At 39.8% G+C, this 17,531-nt stretch carries 17 protein-coding genes; 8 read left to right on the forward strand and 9 right to left on the reverse strand.

Features of this window, described 5'->3' with window-relative positions; translation table 11 throughout:
* The first annotated feature begins 41 nt into the window (after window positions 1–41).
* From dusB to GGR21_RS07820, 7 genes are all read left to right on the forward strand, one after another.
* Window positions 42–1,025: a tRNA dihydrouridine synthase DusB gene (gene dusB, locus GGR21_RS07790; protein ID WP_183306649.1), complete on the forward strand. Its 984-nt coding sequence runs from the start codon at window positions 42–44 to the stop codon at window positions 1,023–1,025.
* 41 nt (window positions 1,026–1,066) lie between these two features.
* Window positions 1,067–2,545: a cysteine--tRNA ligase gene (gene cysS, locus GGR21_RS07795; RefSeq protein ID WP_183306650.1), complete on the forward strand. Its 1,479-nt coding sequence runs from the start codon at window positions 1,067–1,069 to the stop codon at window positions 2,543–2,545.
* Window positions 2,546–3,129: 584 nt separating this feature from the next.
* The gene (locus GGR21_RS07800; RefSeq protein ID WP_183306651.1) at window positions 3,130–4,314 is read left to right on the forward strand and encodes a glycerophosphodiester phosphodiesterase; all 1,185 of its coding nucleotides are present in this window, start codon (window positions 3,130–3,132) and stop codon (window positions 4,312–4,314) included.
* Between the two features lie 31 nt (window positions 4,315–4,345).
* Window positions 4,346–5,044 carry a DNA alkylation repair protein gene (locus GGR21_RS07805; RefSeq protein ID WP_183306652.1) on the forward strand — a complete coding sequence of 233 codons (699 nt, stop codon included), beginning with the start codon at window positions 4,346–4,348 and terminating at the stop codon, window positions 5,042–5,044.
* The gene (locus GGR21_RS07810; RefSeq protein ID WP_183306653.1) at window positions 5,045–6,262 is read left to right on the forward strand and encodes a M16 family metallopeptidase; all 1,218 of its coding nucleotides are present in this window, start codon (window positions 5,045–5,047) and stop codon (window positions 6,260–6,262) included. It begins immediately after the preceding gene.
* A gap of 32 nt (window positions 6,263–6,294) precedes the next feature.
* Window positions 6,295–7,014 carry a porin family protein gene (locus GGR21_RS07815; protein ID WP_183306654.1) on the forward strand — a complete coding sequence of 240 codons (720 nt, stop codon included), beginning with the start codon at window positions 6,295–6,297 and terminating at the stop codon, window positions 7,012–7,014.
* A gap of 127 nt (window positions 7,015–7,141) precedes the next feature.
* Window positions 7,142–7,447 carry a hypothetical protein gene (locus GGR21_RS07820; protein WP_183306655.1) on the forward strand — a complete coding sequence of 102 codons (306 nt, stop codon included), beginning with the start codon at window positions 7,142–7,144 and terminating at the stop codon, window positions 7,445–7,447.
* A 6-nt stretch (window positions 7,448–7,453) separates the two neighbouring features.
* Here GGR21_RS07820 and GGR21_RS07825 read toward each other — a convergent pair whose 3' ends face one another.
* From GGR21_RS07825 to GGR21_RS07850, 6 genes are all read right to left on the reverse strand, one after another.
* A complete protein-coding gene (locus tag GGR21_RS07825) occupies window positions 7,454–9,241 on the reverse strand; it encodes a L,D-transpeptidase family protein (protein ID WP_183306656.1) in 1,788 nt (595 codons plus the stop codon).
* Window positions 9,242–9,589: 348 nt separating this feature from the next.
* Window positions 9,590–10,159: a bacteriophage terminase small subunit gene (locus GGR21_RS07830; RefSeq protein ID WP_183306657.1), complete on the reverse strand. Its 570-nt coding sequence runs from the start codon at window positions 10,157–10,159 to the stop codon at window positions 9,590–9,592.
* Window positions 10,160–10,598: 439 nt separating this feature from the next.
* Window positions 10,599–11,120, reverse strand: a complete 522-nt coding sequence (locus tag GGR21_RS07835) for a DUF3192 domain-containing protein (protein ID WP_183306658.1) — start codon at window positions 11,118–11,120, stop codon at window positions 10,599–10,601.
* A 193-nt stretch (window positions 11,121–11,313) separates the two neighbouring features.
* Entirely contained in the window at window positions 11,314–11,742 is a 429-nt protein-coding gene (locus GGR21_RS07840) for an RNA-binding S4 domain-containing protein (RefSeq protein ID WP_183306659.1), read from the reverse strand.
* A 119-nt stretch (window positions 11,743–11,861) separates the two neighbouring features.
* Window positions 11,862–12,422 (reverse strand): aminoacyl-tRNA hydrolase, encoded by a 561-nt coding sequence (gene pth, locus GGR21_RS07845; protein ID WP_183306660.1) that lies wholly within the window; start codon window positions 12,420–12,422, stop codon window positions 11,862–11,864.
* Between the two features lie 20 nt (window positions 12,423–12,442).
* Window positions 12,443–13,021: a 50S ribosomal protein L25/general stress protein Ctc gene (locus GGR21_RS07850; protein WP_183306661.1), complete on the reverse strand. Its 579-nt coding sequence runs from the start codon at window positions 13,019–13,021 to the stop codon at window positions 12,443–12,445.
* A 358-nt stretch (window positions 13,022–13,379) separates the two neighbouring features.
* Here GGR21_RS07850 and GGR21_RS20785 point away from each other — a divergent pair, with 358 nt between their 5' ends.
* On the forward strand, window positions 13,380–13,664 hold the full coding sequence (locus tag GGR21_RS20785) for a hypothetical protein (protein WP_221232964.1): 285 nt from the start codon (window positions 13,380–13,382) through the stop codon (window positions 13,662–13,664).
* Between the two features lie 178 nt (window positions 13,665–13,842).
* Here the strand turns inward: GGR21_RS20785 and GGR21_RS07860 are convergent, their stop codons facing one another.
* The 3 genes from GGR21_RS07860 to GGR21_RS07870 form a co-directional block, all read right to left on the reverse strand.
* On the reverse strand, window positions 13,843–14,472 hold the full coding sequence (locus tag GGR21_RS07860) for a YiiX/YebB-like N1pC/P60 family cysteine hydrolase (RefSeq protein ID WP_183306663.1): 630 nt from the start codon (window positions 14,470–14,472) through the stop codon (window positions 13,843–13,845).
* Window positions 14,473–14,700: 228 nt separating this feature from the next.
* Entirely contained in the window at window positions 14,701–16,728 is a 2,028-nt protein-coding gene (locus GGR21_RS07865; protein WP_183306664.1) for a TonB-dependent receptor plug domain-containing protein, read from the reverse strand.
* A gap of 126 nt (window positions 16,729–16,854) precedes the next feature.
* Complete coding sequence (locus tag GGR21_RS07870; RefSeq protein WP_183306665.1) at window positions 16,855–17,493, reverse strand: hypothetical protein; 639 nt, start codon at window positions 17,491–17,493, stop codon at window positions 16,855–16,857.
* Window positions 17,494–17,531: the final 38 nt, after the last annotated feature.

Raw genomic sequence — 17,531 nt, forward strand, 5'->3', positions numbered from 1 at the left:
GATAAAAGATACTTATCTTTGCATCTCGAAACAGAATAGAAATGAAAATAAGCAATATAGAATTTGGTGAAAATCCTGTGTTCCTCGCTCCGATGGAGGATGTAACGGATATGGGTTTTCGCCTCGAATGTAAGCGTTTCGGTGCGGATATGGTTTATACCGAATTTGTGTCGAGTGATGCACTGATACGCCATGTGAATAAAACACAGGCAAAACTAACTATTAGCGAGGAAGAACGTCCTGTGGCTATACAAATATATGGGCGGGAAGTGGAAGCTATGGCCGAAGCTGCTAAGATAAGCGAAGAAGCGAATCCTGATGTACTGGATATAAACTTCGGTTGCCCGGTAAAGAAAGTGGCTGGCAAGGGTGCCGGTTCGGGTATGATGAAGACACCCGATCTGATGGTGGAAATAACAGAAGCGGTAGTGAAAGCCGTAAATATACCTGTAACAGTGAAAACCCGTCTGGGATGGGACAATGACTCGAAAATAATAGTAGAACTTGCTGAGCGTTTACAGGATGTGGGAATACAAGCTTTGACCATTCATGGTCGCACCCGTGCGCAAATGTATACAGGGGAAGCCGACTGGACACTGATCGGCGAAGTGAAAAATAATCCCCGTATGCATATACCGATTATAGGCAATGGTGATGTAACCACTCCTGAAATATGTAAGAAACGCTTTGATGAAACAGGAGTAGACGCCGTAATGATAGGGCGGGGTAGTATTGGTTGTCCATGGATATTTGAAGAAGTAAAACATTATTTGAAAACAGGAGAACTTTTACATAAAAAGGATTTTCTCTGGTATCTCGATATACTGAAAGATATGGTGAATAAAAATATAAGCCATTCGGGCGAGCGGGGAGGTATTCTTCATAGCCGTCGTCATCTGGCTGCCAGTCCTTTGTTTAAAGGAATCCCTGATTTTAAGAAAACCCGTGTGGCGATGCTGAGAGCTGAATCGGTTGAAGAACTGTTTTCAATAATGGATGCTATACCAGAACAATTTGATATATAAATTTTCGTACCTTTGTATTCCTAAAATTTTTATCCTCGATTATGGAACAAAAACTATCTGTTTATAACACTTTAACCCGGACAAAAGAAGTTTTCGAACCGCTGCATGCACCTCATGTGGGAATGTATGTCTGCGGGCCTACTGTATATAGCGATGCCCATCTGGGGCATGCCCGTCACGGGGTTACATTTGACTTGTTATTCCGTTATCTGCAACACATAGGATATAAGGTAAGATATGTAAGGAACATTACCGATGTCGGCCATCTGGAGAACGAAGAGGGGAGCGGGGAAGACCGTATTGCGAAAAAAGCACGCCTTGAGCAGTTGGAGCCGATGGAAGTGGTTCAGTATTACAGCAACAGGTATCACAAGGTGATGGACGACCTAAACACTTTACCTCCATCTATCGAACCTCATGCATCAGGGCATATTATCGAACAGATAGAATCGATAAAGGAGATATTGAAAAACGGATATGCTTATGAAAGCAATGGCTCAGTATATTTCGATGTGGAGAAATACAATAAAGACTATGATTATGGCATTCTTTCGCACCGTAATATAGAGGAAATGCTGAATACTACCCGCAGTCTTGACGGACAGGAAGAAAAACGCAGCAAAGTGGATTTTGCTCTTTGGAAAAAAGCTTCACCCGAACATATTATGCGCTGGCCATCGCCGTGGAGTGACGGTTTTCCGGGATGGCATCTCGAATGTTCCACTATGAGTATTAAGTATCTTGGAAAAGAATTCGATATACATGGCGGCGGGCTCGACCTGATGTTCCCGCACCACGAATGTGAAATAGCCCAGAATACAGCAATGGAAAAGCATCAGGTGGTAAAATACTGGATGCATAACAATATGATAACGATCGGCGGACAAAAGATGGCACGTTCGTTAGGTAATTTTATAACGTTGGAACAGCTTTTTGCAGGAGATCATCCGCTTTTGGAAAAAGCATACAGCCCGATGGTTGTCCGTTTCTTTATACTACAGGCGCATTATCGTAGTACGGTAGATTTTAGCAACGAGTCTTTACAGGCCGCTGAAAAATCATTAGAACGCCTGATCGATTCTTATAACCGTATTGAGAAAATTCAGGAATCGGATATTTCCTGCGATATAGATATAAAAGGTTTGCGTCAGAAATGTTATGACGCAATGAACGATGATATAAATTCTGCGGTTGTCATTGCGCATCTTTGCGAAGCCAGTACAGCCATAAACTCAGCTTGTGCAGGAAATATTACTTTGACAAAAGAGGATAAGGATGAATTGAAAGGCATATTCGATACATTCCTGTTTGGTGTATTGGGAATCCGTAACGATTCGGTAGTTGGGAATAATACCAATACCGAAGCCTTTGGCAAGGCTGTGGATATGCTGCTTGAAATCCGTCAGAAAGCGAAAGAGAATAAAGACTGGGCGACATCTGATCACATTCGTAACGAACTGGCAAAGGCCGGATTTGAAATTAAGGATGGCAAAGATGGTGCTGAGTGGAAACTGAAATAGAAGCATCTGTTATTAATTTCTGAAAGATTTATCTATACTTAAAGTTTCAGGGACGAAGCTTTAAGCATGAGCAATTTTGGAAATAAAAAATAAGAAATAAAAATCTGTCAGGTTTGCCTTGCCTTCGCTTCGGCGATTTTCAATTGTCAGATTTTGTTTTCTGTCATGCTAGAGCGAAGCGAAGCATCTAATGAAAGGAGATCCTTCGTTCCTCACGATGACAAAATGGAAGATGAAAAATCTGTCAGAAGTGTCAGGTTTTAGTTAGTGTACTAGAAAAAAGTATACTAGTTTACTATAAAAAATATTAATAAATAGAACTAGCAGGCTGGTAAACTTAAAACTGATAAACTAAGAACGTGTCAGGTTTTGGTTGAAAATGCTGCAAAAGTGTAACATTTGCCTCGCCTTCTCTTGGGTGATCGTTGATTGTAACTTTTTTGAAACACAGAATAAAATAAGTAACAGGAGTTCTTTGTTGGCTGTCATCATTGGCACATTGGCATATTTACTAATTAGCACATTGAACGGAGCGTAGCGAAGTGTCAGGTTTGTCAGGTTTTTATAATTAATTTGAATATATAATGAAAAAAATAATTTCCATTCTTCTACTTTCTTTGATTGCATTTTCCTGCTATTTTGAAAACAGGATGCCAATAGAGCCCAAAAAAGATTTACCCGATATTGTCATGCACCGGGGATTGCATCTGTTTGGCAAATTGGCTCCGGAAAATAGTTTGGATGCAATTTCTCTGACATCGAGAGTAGGGGCGAAATTTATCGAAATAGATTTGAACGTGACAAAAGATCACGAAATTATATTATTTCACGATTCCGAAATTAATAAGGCATTGAATAATGCTTCAGATTATTCTTCTGTGGAAGGTGAATATATTTATTGCAATACTCTCACATTAGCGGAACTTAGGCAGAACTATGTTCTGAAAGCAGAAGATCCGGCTATGCGGCGTCCAGTACCTACATTGGAAGAAGCATTGATCATCTGCAAAACAGAGGGATTGTATCCTTATATTGAAATAAAAGAAGGTTTTTTCACTAAACAGGATGTCAGGAAAACATATGACACCGCTATCCGTATCATGGGAAAGGGTAATTTTGCAATTACCAGTTTTAGCGCATGGATAATAGAGTTTCTGAGAAGTCTGGACCGTGAGTTGAGCTTATACAGGGATATGATTGAAGATGTGGAATATCTGAAAAAATACAGGATAAATTATTATCCTCATTACGAACCTTCCTGGTATGGTTATATTCCCGATTATGAGGAGAATATAAAATCTATGCATAGGGAGGGGCTTTTAGCTTCGGCGTGGACAGTACCCAAGGAAGCATATGATACGATTTTGGTGAAGGGATATGATGGCATTCTGTCGGACGATGTGGCTCCTATGTTTAATAAGGCGTTTGCGATATATAATGACCGGACAGACGGTATGTTTTCCTCATATATTACTTCCGGGACAATTGTGGATAATGTGTTGAACCTAAAGGCCGGGCAGGAATTAGAACTGAAAGAAACTGTAGCTGACAGCCTGTATCTGGGTGGATTATATTTTAATATAGAAGCTAAAGGAAAATTTGCTATAGAAGCAAATGGGTTCTATGTGGAGCGGGAAAATTCCCTGGATGATTATGTTACCTATAAGTTTCAGTATCTTTTCCATAAAGAACGTCCTTATTTCAAGATAAAAGCTCTGGATGATAAAGTCAGAATAAAATCGGTTTGGCTTGCTATATGTGACTTTTAATGATTATTACCGGGGAATTTTATATAATAATATGACGGCAAAAAATATTAAGGAAGAATTAGACGTTTTATCCACTCCCGAAAAGAAGGAATTCTTACCCTATTTCTTTAAAACAGGTAAAGGGCAATATGGAGAGGGTGATCTGTTTATTGGCGTTGTGGTTCCCGATACCCGGAAAGTGGCAAAAAAATATAAGGACATGTCATATGAAGAGGTGACGAAACTACTCGACAGTCCTTATCACGAGTGTCGTCTTTGCGGTTTACTTATTCTGGTAGAACGATTAAAAAAATCGAAGGAGTCTGAACGTAAGGAGATATATGAATTTTACCTGTCAAAAACTTCCCGGATAAACAACTGGGATCTGGTAGACCTCTCGGCCAGGGATATTGTTGGAGAATATCTTGTCGATAAAGATCGTTCGATACTTTACACGCTGGCTGACAGTAGCTTGTTATGGGATCAACGTATAGCCATTCTTGCAACATTTGCGTTTATACGGAAGAACGACCATAAAGATATACTGGCTTTATCGGAAAAGCTTCTTGATCATAAACACGACCTGATGCATAAGGCTATAGGGTGGATGCTCAGGGAGGCTGGTAAAAGGGATAAAGCAGTATTGACAGCCTTTCTTGATAAGCATTATAAGATGATGCCACGCACAATGTTACGCTATTCGATAGAAAAACTGACACAGGAAGAACGCGCTTATTATATGAAGAAATAAATGGAATATTATAGTCATACATTACCCAACGGGCTTCGTATCGTACATAAACCTGCAATGGGAAATGTATCTTATTGCGGCTTCTTTATCAATGCGGGAACGCGCGACGAAAATGAAGATGAGCATGGTATGGCTCATTTTGTAGAGCATATGTTGTTTAAAGGGACACATAAACGGCGTTCACATCATATTATTAACAGGATGGAGCTTGTCGGTGGAGAACTAAATGCTTATACCAATAAAGAAGAAACGGTTATTTATTCGATATTCCTCGAGCAACATTTCGAACGCTCTTTAGAGTTGCTTACAGACATAACTTTCCATTCGGTATTTCCTCGGCATGAGATAGAAAAGGAAATAGATGTCATTATAGACGAAATTCATTCTTATGAAGACAGTCCGTCTGAGTTAATCTTTGACGAGTTCGAGAATCTATTGTTTCGTAAGTCGGGCATTGGTCATAATATATTGGGTACCCCGGAGTCGATACAGGATTTTGATACAGTAAAAATATTATCCTTTTTCGGTAAACATTATGTCCCGTCTAACATGGTCTTTTTCTCATATGGGAAAACCGACTTTAAGAAGATAGTCCGTTTGGCAGAAAAGTATATAACCGCGGTCTCCTCCGATTGTGTTAATGTACGTATTATTCCTCCGATAATACCATCAGAGAGAGTAAAGGAAGAAAAGAGCACCTCTCAGGCACATGCGCTGATTGGTTGTAGAGCTTATTCTCTTTTCGATCCAAAGCGAAGAGTTCTTCAGCTATTGAGTAATCTGTTAGGTGGTCCGGGTATGAATAGTCGTCTGAATCTATCATTGCGGGAAAAACGGGGATTGGTTTATAATGTCGAGTCTTCTTATACGCCTTATACCGATACGGGATTATTGTCCATTTATTTTGGCTGCGATAAAAAACACACTGAAAAATGTATAGCTTTGGTTGATAAGGAAATACAACGGTTAAAGAACGAGAGGTTGTCAACTAGCCAATTATCAGCAGTAAAAAAGCAATTTTTCGGGCAAATCGGAGTTATGAGTGATAATAATGAAAATGTAGCTTTAGCCTTAGGTAAGAATTTTATGCATTACAACCATTTTAATTCATTAGAAGAAGTCTTTAATGATATAGAGGCAATTACATCAGATCAAATACAGGATATTGCAAATGAAATTTTTGAGGAAAACAGGCTCTTTAGTTTATTATATTATTAATTATTATAACTTTGCACTAACATATTAACTTTATGAGTACATTTCTTAAAATATTTCTTACAAGTTGTATACTGATTATTCTTTCGTCTGGAATAGAAGTTAAAGCTCAACGGAAATTTATTACATCAGATTTCTTTGTTGGGATGAACTTCGCCGAAATGGATATACAGAATGCCAACAGGAACAAAGAGCCAAAATTAGGTATGCTGATCGGTTTTAATCTAAATTTTAAACTGAAGAATAACTTCCAGATACAAACCGGTCTCTATGTTACCAAGAAAGGACTTCGTCAGAAAGTGCATGATGAAACGACTGATGAAGCTGCGAGCCTTATTACGATTTCTGATACATTGAGAAATTGGGTTGGGAATTATATTCAGGTGCCGCTATGTATCGGTTACGAATACTATATAACTAAGAGTTTAGCAGTGAACTTAAATATCGGTGTTTATGCAGCATATGGTTATAAAGGGGATTTCAATCAGGAATATTCATCTTCGTATATTTATAACGGAATAAGGCAAAACGGAGCTGTTACAGTAGATGGAGAACGTAATCTATATATGCAGAATGGCTGGAAAAGATTCGATTATGGGACAATAGCCCGGGTTGGCCTGATATACGATATATTTACTATCAACCTGTCCTATGAATATGGGTTGTATAATGTAAATAATAACGATGTTATTTTTAAAAATAATCCATCAATGAAGAACCGGAATATGGCATTGGCTTTAGGCTTTAGATTTTAATAAACTAAATTACTCATCGATATATATAAGAGAACTTCCCATAGGTTCTCTTTTTTATTCGTATAATAAACATAAACTTTTCTCATTTAATTTTGTTTTCTATATATAATCCCAATACATTACTACAATGGAAAATCTGATAAATAAACTTCAATCCGAGGCCGGTTTGACACAAGACCAGGCCATAAAAGCCATTGCTGTTGTAAAAGACTACATGGATAAAGAAGGCCTTGATATAGACTGGGAAAAATTCTTTAAAGGCAAGTCTGAAGACTTTATCGCAAAGGCCAAAGAATTATTCCAGAATGTATCTAAACAAACACAAAGCTATACAGATAAGATAGCCGATAAAGTAGATGACTTCGCTGACAAAGCCCGCAAAAGCGCTCACGATTTAAGCCAGAAAGCCGCCGACTTCTTCGATGATAAATGATAGGGACTATTTGCTAATCTTACCTAAGTCTTCTCCCTGATAAGGGGATAAGCCTTTTAATATGAGATCATCGTATCCATAGATATCATCAGCATAGTATACTATATCGTCATCGGGATACATATACGTCGTATAATAATCTATGAATAAGGAAATCTTATTCTCAGCTTTCAGATTGATTATATCAGGTAACTTTTTCAACTTGTCGTCTTTCAGGAGCTTCTTGCCGGCCATAGATACAGGATTCATTTGGGCGGTATAAAGAAGCTGGTCTTTATACACATCTGTAACCGGTGACAGACAGAAGAATGCCAGATCGAACGGCTTCTGTACCCTTACACAGCCATGGCTGACAGCCCTGTTCTTTCTGGTGAATGCCAGTTTACTGGGTGTGTCATGCAAGTAAACGGAATGATTATTATTGAACATGAACTTAATCAGCCCCAACGAATTGCCATGGCCCGGTTCTTGCCTCACTATATAATAGAAAGTGCCTGGGTTCACTTTTTTCCAATCGATGGAAGATGGATCCACTTCCTTACCTCCTTTATACAATTTCATATTCTTGCGACGGATATAACTGGAATCTCTTTTCTGCAATACTGCGACCTCACCTTGTGCAATACTTTTAGGCACGTTCCAGTAAGGATTTAGGTTCAGATAACCTATATCACTTTGCAGCAGGGGTGTTTTGTTCGATACGGTTCCTACACATACTCTCATGTATATGGGCAGGCTGTCGGTTTGGGTAGCGACGAGGGATGCCGCGGCCACATTCACTTCTATATGTTTGCTATGTGTTACTTTGGTGCGTCTCCAGCGATAACGCTCCATATTAGCCCTGATTTTGTCCTTATAATATGAAACCGGCCTGTTTAGCGCATCTATGGTGAGTTTTCCCACTTCATTCTCTTCGGGATAGGAGTTCTTCTTTCGGAACAGGTTGATAGCGGCGAGCAGGTTTTTGTCCAATTTGCTATAAGTGCTGTCTTCACTGATCGAATCGGGCTTGTATTCACCTGTGATGATAAGTCTTTCGGCTATTTCTGCTATATGCCTGTTCTTATCTCCCGCTTTAAAGGTCGCATTCCCTGAGTTTATTTTAGGAAAGGGAGACGATTCTTCTAATTCTGACAATGCTTTGTATTCGTCTTGCAACTTGATATACCTGCTATCGGTCGGATGTGAATTTAAGATGGCTGCAATTGGATCTTCTTTTAATTCTTTGTGTAACGTAACTTGATAAGCAGAATCGGATTTTGCGACAACAATATCATAATTCTTATTGCCATAGACAGACTGAGGGGTAATAAACCCGTATCTCATGCCTGTTATATATTTTATTGCAGATCTGGTCGCTTCTTGCTCCACAAGGCTGACTTTTGAGTATAATGTTTCCATATCGCCCGTAAACAGGCCCGAATCTATAGAGTCGATCAGTGTTCCTATTTCTGATATGGAAAATATTTCAGAGGACAAGCCATGAATTTCTACATTATTGACTATCTCAAGGAAACTGTATAAAGATTTTGTATCCAGAGTATCGTGCAACCAGATGGTTGTTTGCTCTTTATTGGTATAAAAAGGCTGCAATACAGAATCATTTTGTATCTCCTTGTATAAAAGATTTTTAAGGGAATCGGGATTAAACGCCGGATAATTCCTTGCAAATTTTGATACTACCACCTCTTTTTTACTGGAGTGACTCAGATCTGTCGATTGCCCTTTCTTTTTACACGATATAGCTAATAGGGAAATAATTAAAAAAAGAATAACTAAAAGGAAGTGTTTCATCGAGAATTGTTGTGTATTGTATTTTATTAGTTTGTTTAAGTTGGTTCCCTATCTATTCTGCCACAAAAATAGTAAAAGTTTATATATAACCAAGAGAGATAATCTGCGAAGTTTATATTTCCTTGAATAAAAATATTCGCCAGACTCTATTCTCTTTATTATCTTAGTTAAAACCTGACAAACCTGACACGTTCTTAGGTTATCAGTTTTAAGTTTACCAGCCTGCTAGTTCTATTTATATAATATTCTTTATAGTAAACTAGTATACTTTTTTCTAGTACACTAACTAAAACCTGACAAACCTGACAGATTCAGTAAATAGTAATCAGTTAACAACGACTTCATTTTTCATTTTTCATTTATTCTCATTCTTTCATCATTCTCAATTCTCTCCCTCTCCTCTTCGGTCGCCATCCTGATGACCTGGCTATCCTCCCCGTTCAGGTGCTTATCCAGTTTAATAAACAAGTCGGCCTCATGTTGGTTATTTACATAAATAATTTGCTGCCGTAGTTTCGGCTTTTCTGCCGCTTCTTTCTCTTTGCGTTTTTCTTCCTGTTCCAGCACATACTTGATTGCCGCTAAGTTCGGCGGATATTGTTTCTTCTTTACTACCCGTGATTTTTCGATCTGTACATGCGGATTGCTTTTGGCGGGTTCATATACCACTTTTTCTTCTTCCAGTGTATAACCTTCCAGTTTCTTGCGAAGCGAAGCACGGGCAATGGACACCAGCATCTCGTCCCGTTGGCGCATGGCTTCATCAACCGCTTTCTTAAATTCGGGTTTGGTGTCGAGCCACTGGTAGTAGGTTTCGCGGGAGATACGCGCCACCATGCATAGTTCTTTTACTGTGTAAATGTCGGATTCGATCAATGAGATGATTTCCGATACTAGTTCTTCTGTGTACTTAGCCATAGTCTTAATTTTTAGTAGTTAAAGGAGTCAGAGCAGTTAAAGGAGTTAAAGGAGTTAAAGGAGTTAAAGCATAGTAATATTCTACCTGACTACTTTAACACCTTTGATTACTCTGACTTCCGAGCTTTCAGTATAGATAAACATCTTTAGTTTTGATGAAAGGTTATTGGTAAAGGGTTAATATTAGTTTTGCCGTTGTGTGTAATTATTCTTTCTTGATATAAAAGTTACAAAAGATCAGGGCTGTAGTTCCTTACAAAACAAATTCACCATCGGGAGAAAATGACGTGAAACGGAGTGTGTGTGCGGGTTAAAGGTGAGGCCGGACTGTTTGGCTATCAGGTCTGTAATAGTTCGTACGGTGAACAAACCGATAATTCTCTGTTCAACAAAAAAGAGGCTACATATCGCATGTAACCTCTTTCAAGAATAGTGTTATTTATCTGGCTAAATTGGATCTATTAATTGCATTATCTGAATTACTAGAGCCAGAATTACTGCTATAGGCAGGTCTTGATGACGCGCCTACTCCATTAGTAGGTCTGGTCATGCTCGGCCTGCTTATTTCTGGTCGGCTCGGAGAATTTGGCCTACTCGGCCTGTTAGGACGGTTTGGCCTTTCCGGTATTATATATATCGGTCTGCCATAGTCCGGCCATATTACAGGCGGAGCCATTGGTGCTACATAGGTAACATCGTCGTACAAAAATTCGTAACCTGTAAGATAGTTGTTCCAGAACTCGAGGGCATACACTTCATCTCTTGATGTCCTGTATTCCAGTACTTCCTGGCGTCCTTCTTCTTTGTCGTTAATGGCGAGTACCCTGTCGGGTTCGCCCATCATATCCTTTACTTGTTCTTTAGTCATACCCGTAGCCAGCTTATTCAGGTCAAGTGACTTATATGTTACGCATGAAGCAAAAACTACGGCTATCATCATAGCAAATATTATTCTCTTCATAATCGTTTAAATTTTAGTTTCCATTTAATTCTCACATAGGATAGTGCAATCGGTGTGCCACATAGTTTTAATTGATGTAAAAATGAATGAATAAATATATATTTTATATCTTATGTGGTTGATTATAAGTGAAAAGGGTTGTTTATTAAGAAATAAACAACCCTTTTGTATGAATTTAAGTTAATAGATTCTGTCAATCTTCATCATTGAAGTCCCAATCGTCGAAAAATGAGTAGTCTTCGCTAAATTGCTCCAGTTCGCGACGGTCTTTTTTTGTAGGGCGGCCCGTACCTCTGGCACGGTCTACAAATCCGCTCATTTTGGATAGTTCCAGTATCTCCAGTTGCGAAGGAGATGTTACATCTTTCATAAATTCGGGAACCAGTTTTGCTCCCATTCTGTTCTCCGTAAGATTCAATACTTCGAATGAATAGGTAATAGGCGGACGGCGTACTTCTATAACGTCGCCAATCCTTATCATCCGCGAGGGTTTTACCGTTACTCCTTTTACGGAGATCCGTCCTTTCTTTATGGCTTCTATTGAAATGGATCTCGTTTTGAAGAGGCGTACCGCCCACAGCCATTTGTCGATGCGGACTTCGTTTTTAGGTTCTTTAGCCATGCTTAAGGGAGTTAGAGTAGTCGTCGCTTTCGGCTCATAGTTAAAGAAGTTATCGCCTGCAGGCAGTAGTTAGCTTGTTTAGATACTCTGACTGATTTTAACTTCTTCGACTCCTCTGACTACTTATTATTATATTGGTTCATTGTATTTTGTATTCCGGCCAGACAAAAGCTTTTTATAATTTCCCCGCAGGTTTCCAGTTTTGGCAGAAGTGCTTTTTCTTCTTCTTCCGAAAAATTATCCAGCACATAATCAACTTGTCTTCCTCTGGGGAATTCGTTTCCTATACCAAAACGGAGACGGGCATATTCCTGCCCGATCAGGGATTGTATATGTTTCAATCCGTTATGTCCTGCATCGCTACCTTTACCTTTCAGTCGTAATGTTCCGAATGGCAGCGCGAGATCATCAACAACGACGAGCATGTTTTCTGTTGGGATTTTCTCCTGATTGAGCCAGTAACGGACAGCATTTCCGCTCAGGTTCATATATGTAGATGGTTTCAACAGTATAAGGGTACGGCCTTTCACTTTAAGTTCGGCAACAAACCCGTAGCGCCTGTCTGTAAAAACAATATTGGACGCTTCTGCTAAAGCGTCCAATACTCTGAATCCTATGTTGTGGCGGGTATATTCGTATTCTCTTCCGATATTGCCCAAGCCGACAATCAAATATTTCATTTGCTATTTTATTGTTATCATTAACCGTTTTTAGCAGCAAGACCTCTTGCGGCACGAGTCAATTGAACGCGGCAAACAACAGCATTTTTTGCATTTAACAGTTCCAGTCCGTCGAAGTTAAGTTCGCCAACCTGTATAGATTTTCCTAAGGTAAGAGCTGTAACATCGATGTGTACTTTTTCAGGAACTTTGTTGTATAGCGCTTTTACTTTTAGTTTGCGCAGGTCAAGAGATAATTTACCCCCGGCTTTCACACCTTCGGCAAGTCCGTCAAGAACTACCGGAACATCGATCACGATAGGTTTGTTTTCGAATACGTGAAGGAAATCAAGGTGCAGAATGGCATCTGTTACCGGATGTACCTGAATATCTTTCAGTATTGCTTTATAGTTATCTTTTCCGATAGTAAGGTCTACAAGGAAAATTTCGGGAGTGTAGATAAGCTTTCTTACATCACTGTTTGTAACAGTAAAGTGTATTGCTTCAGCTTTTTCTCCTCCATAAATAACAGCAGGGATTTTGTCTTCTTTGCGGAATGCTTTCGAAGGCTTTTTACCTACTGCTTCTCTTACTTCACCTGTTAGTTCAAATGTTTTCATTTTTTTAATTTAAAATTGTGTTACTCAAATTAAGGATTTGCTTCCTCATTCCCATCACACGTACGGGCTTACAAAAAGCGGTGCAAAGATAGGTGTTTTTAATTAAAAATGAAAAGATTAAGGATTAAAAATGCTAGGGGTTAAAGTAGTAAATAGCAATCAAAGTCGTCATTATTCGTTTCACTTATTAGTAGTCAGGGAGTTATGAATAGAAAATATTATTCTCTACTTAACTACTAAGTTGCTAAGCAACTGATAACTACTTGACTCCTTTGACTGCTACCTAATTAATAATGCGAATCAGTAGTTAGATTTAATTGTTCTATTTTCTTTAGCTACGCGCAATCGAAGATTGCTTGTGTTCCTTTTGCCCAAAGCCGCAAAAGGAACCAAAAACGCTTTGGTGGCTCGTCCTTCGTGCGACCCGTTACAGGCTCAGGAGCTAAATGGAAAGATTGTCCTGTGGACGCTTCCCATTTCACGCCCCTCTCGCCTGACGGGTGCCCCGCACTACGGACAAATGCCACCGGGCAAAGCCTCGACAAGGCAGGGTAATTCCCTATCGTGCGCCAGCTTTCCGTGCATAGGTTCCTACGACGGGCACCTGTTCGGTGAAGACGGCGTGAAACCAAATACTGTTTGAGCCGTAGGCGAGTTTATTTGGTTTAGCCGGCAAACCGTTGACAGGTCGGCGGGGAACGAAGCTCTAGCCTTTTGTTTCGTTTTGGGCAATGCCAAAATGAAAAACAAGCCCGAAGGGTGCGTTAGGTAAATAGAACGATTATTTTTTACAATCATAATAATTCAACTACTGATTCACATTAATAATAATGTATTATATCAATAACCTCTGACCGTGACATAGCTCCGGGGTTAATTCCTAACTCACCTTCCGGTACATGAAGCCCGTATTTAGCGAAATACTCTGTCCAGCCTTTGGTTATTTCTCCTGTTTCCGGCGATTTAAAAGTCATCACATTCAATGGAAACACGGCTTTGCCCTTATTTGCTTTCAGTAGAATATCATAGATAAGTTCCGAACAATAATATTTGTCATTGTCGAGGATAAAACCATCGTCATAGTCTTTTCCAACAAGCTTCATCGCTTCGTCGATAGCAACCGGAATCAGGCTTTGATATTCATTTTTCAATCGTCCAACAACGGAGCGGGGGAAACATTCCCTGCTATCTTTCGGATACAAATATTCATTTAACAGAGTCACAGCCACTTTTGGGCGGGTAGCTTCAATCACATACGTTTCTCCTTTTTCATCGATATAGACTATCCCGACATGGATGAAACGATAGTCACCTATGCTGGAAGTCACTTCCTTAATTGTATTATCTGTTTTTGCAGAACAATCTTCCTGAAAAATGAGGTCTCCATTTTGCAGCTTAAACTCACTGTTAGCCGGAGAGACTAACGATAAAATCAATAATATTAGTTTCATAATCTTGTAGTTAAATTAACCTGACCTTGTGGCTGAAATTGCCCCAAAAGTAATTTTTAAATATTCTGTCATCCTGACCGAAGAGAAGGAGCTCTTTTTAATAATTGAGATTCTTCGTTACACTCAGAAACAACGTTCGACAGAGCGAAGCGGAGTCAATGACAGACAAGAATATCTATTTGCTAGTGCAACTTTACTTTTGGGGCATTCAGCATTTTAGATCAGATGTTACTTCAATGTATAACTTATTCCTCCCATTAGCCAGAACCCTGCCTGCGGAATATTACCCTTGTCGAAATAATGTGTGTCGTACAGATTGTTCAGGCTAAGATTGAATGTCATATCCTTATGCTGGTAATTCAGTTTCAGGTCGAGCGTGGAGAATGCAGGAAAAGGCTTCCATATTGTATTTTTAGGTCCAAGGTATTCCTCGTAAAGCCCCATCCGTTTCTGAAAACGCAGATACCATCCTGCCGACAAGCCCTTGTATATCCGGTGATTAAATTTCGCCGTGAATTTATCTCTCAGGTAATTCAGTGAATACATAGAGATCATATCGCCCGTATCGCTGTTCTGATGCATGCGTGTATAATCCAGCGCCAAAGTCGATTGCTCACCGAAGATGGGCAAAACACGACCGATATAAAAATTCACACCCATTTCAATGCCCTTCGTATCTATCTTGCTCATATTCCAGGCTGTATACGCCTCGTCTTCCGGCTTTTCCTTTACCCAGTCGATAACATCCCTGCCCCAAAGCAGGAATCCGGTCAGATAGGCACTGAATAAGTCGTCCTTGTACTTCAATCCTAATTCGAGTGATTCTGATTTCTCGGGCTTCAGGTCGTTACGCCCTATATGGGTAGGCGCTTTGTAATAAAGATCGGTGAAAGTAGGCATACGGGTGGACTTACTCCACGATGAAGAAATCGAGAACTTGTCTATAGGGCGGTAAGTAGCACTTACCGAAGGGTAAAATTTATATTCCCCGTCCAGCAGTGTATTGTGGTTCATCAATACGCCGGCAGACAATACTACTTTATCGAGATTGACGGTATGCTCTAGTGATACGCTGGCATTGGTACGGTCTTCATATTTTGTGTATTTCCTGTGAGGTTTTGCCATATTCAGTCCCAGGTTGGTGCTCATAATATCTTCCCGGCGCAATTCCCCGCCAAGACTGGTAGTTCCCAGTTTCGACCTGTAGGAAAAGATCAGGTTCGCTCCATAAGTGTCGTTCCGGTGGTAATTGCGCCCGTATTCATCGTCTTTTATCAGGTCATACTGGTCGTGATGGCGGTTCCAGTATAAGATAGGTATTATTTTTAGCTTCGAGCCGAACTCTCCTTTCAGCGATCCCATATAGGTGCTGGTTCGTTCATACTGGTTAGGGTAAGCAGGAGAATAGAAGGTGTTGGCTCCGTATTTTTTATCATTGTAGCCTAACTGAAGGTCTACTTTCGATTCATTGGGCAATCTGAACCGTGTCTGCCACAATATGTTGTAAAGATCATAATCGCTGTTGGCAATATAACCGTCCGAAGCGTTATGTCCTACCGACAGTGTATGTGTGGCTATACCTGTCTGCGCCGTGCCCCGCACTTCTACTCCCCGAAGTTTATGCATGCCGGCTTCCACATTGGCATAAAGTCTGTAATCGGTATTTTTCTTTGTAATAATGTTGATTCCCCCCGAGAATGCGCTTGAACCATATATAAGGGCTGCTGGTCCGTGGATGATCTCGATACGTTCGATGTCGGAAAGATTGATGGGAATGTCGAAACTGTAGTGTCCTGTCTGGGCATTGGTCAGGTTTACACCATTGAGAAGTACTGCGTTTTGGTCGAATGATCCGCCCCGGATCGAAATGTCGGCTTGTACACCGTGTCCGCCTCTTTGAATTACGTCTATGTTAGCGGCGTATACTAACAGATCCTGAATACTTTGGACGGGCGCCTGCTCAATCTGTTCTTTGGTGATGATGGTAACAAGCTTGGCCACCTGATTGACCGGGGTTTCTACCCGGGAGGCTGTCACCATTACTTCGTCGAGCTCTTTTTCCATTACTTTTTGCTGTTCTTCGGCATTGGCCGATTTTTGGGCTGTAACGGGAGATGCGGGCAGAAATGCAAGGGCGCAGCCTGTAACCACCCCGATGTTCACCACCCTGTGCATACTGTTGAATGCACTGTAAGCCTTTCGCACAAATCGTTTGAAGCGGTAGACTTTCTGTTCTTTGAAATGTTTTTGTTTCATTTTAATTATTAAGTTAAAAATTATCGCTGCAAAAGTAGGTATTATCATTAACCTATGCCACAGATAAGGAAATAAAAAAGCATGAACCTGTGTAAGATTCATGCTCTCTGATATTTATAATGTATTTTATTTTCCTTTGAGTTCTCTTAGTTCTTTTCTGGTAAGAAATTTTATCTGGCGTATATCTTTTGTTGAATCGCTGACATTGCCGAATCGATCCATTAGCACAGTCATCAATTTATAAGGTTCTTCTTTATAAAGATATAGCGTATCCACTACAGTCCGCCATTCATTATTGAGAAATAATTTGCGATTATTATCTATTATAGTATCAGGTATTTGCAATAGCCTGTTGCGATATACCGTAGAGTCTGTTTTATCACTGAATATTCCTTGTCCGGAACGGATAATCTCGTATATGGAATCCGGATAATTTTTTATACTCTTACTCTTATAGGTAAGGTTTCCTCTGACTATGAAAGTCGATAGTTTCCCGTCAGCATGGAGGTCTGCTGAAATGTATACCCATTTTCCCGGAATCAATGTATCTGTTTTCCGGTATTCAAGAGCATATACGCTATCATTAAACCGGATCGATCTCTTAATATTGCTATCATCGGTATATACTATCGTGTCGCTTTCATTGAAACGGATATTCGATATAGTCGGCTGTGCCACATTATTATCTTCTACTTTGGCACACGACGAAAAGTATATGACGGGCAATAATATGACAGCAATAACAGCAAAACAGAAATTTTTCATTCTATAACATTATCGGTTTACAACTGCGAAAATACGAT

This window comes from Dysgonomonas hofstadii (genome assembly GCF_014196915.1).
Taxonomy (GTDB): domain Bacteria; phylum Bacteroidota; class Bacteroidia; order Bacteroidales; family Dysgonomonadaceae; genus Dysgonomonas; species Dysgonomonas hofstadii.